Genomic DNA, 538 nt, shown 5'->3' on the forward strand with positions numbered 1-538 from the left:
TGCAGAAGATGGCGGCCGCGTATTGGCCAGTGCCTCGACGTTGGACAAAGATCTGCGTCAAGGCAAAACGGGTAACAGCGAGGCGGCGAAAGCTGTCGGCGCTCTGATTGCAGAGCGCGCTAAAGCTGCCGGTGTCTCCCGGGTGGCGTTCGACCGTAGTGGGTTCAAGTTCCACGGTCGCGTAAAAGCCCTGGCTGACGCTGCGCGTGAAGCTGGACTGGAATTCTAAGGGTTAAGATATGGCATACGCGAAGAAAGAAGAAGGCAACAACGAAGGCTTCCAGGAAAAGCTGGTACAGGTCAATCGTGTTGCCAAGACTGTTAAAGGTGGTCGTATCTTTGCCTTCACCGCACTGACCGTGGTTGGTGACGGTAACGGTAAGGTCGGCTTTGGCCGCGGTAAGGCACGTGAAGTGCCGGTTGCTATCCAGAAAGCAATGGAAGCCGCTCGCCGTAACATGATCGACGTTGAACTGAACGGTGATACTATCCAGTACCCGACCAAAGGTCGTCATGGCGCCTCCAAGGTGTTCATGCA

The 538-nt window shown here is 55.6% G+C and carries 1 protein-coding gene and 1 pseudogene; both read left to right on the forward strand.

Features of this window, described 5'->3' with window-relative positions; all coding sequences use genetic code 11:
* Positions 1-229, forward strand: a 229-nt coding sequence (gene rplR, locus B3187_RS02705) for a 50S ribosomal protein L18 (RefSeq protein ID WP_286804488.1), incomplete at its 5' end; no start/stop codon positions are given.
* Between the two features lie 10 nt (positions 230-239).
* Positions 240-538: pseudogene (locus B3187_RS02710) on the forward strand (30S ribosomal protein S5); the annotation flags it as partial.

It is taken from the genome of Marinimicrobium sp. UBA4209 (assembly GCF_002381585.1).
In the GTDB taxonomy this organism is placed as follows: domain Bacteria; phylum Pseudomonadota; class Gammaproteobacteria; order Pseudomonadales; family Cellvibrionaceae; genus Marinimicrobium; species Marinimicrobium koreense.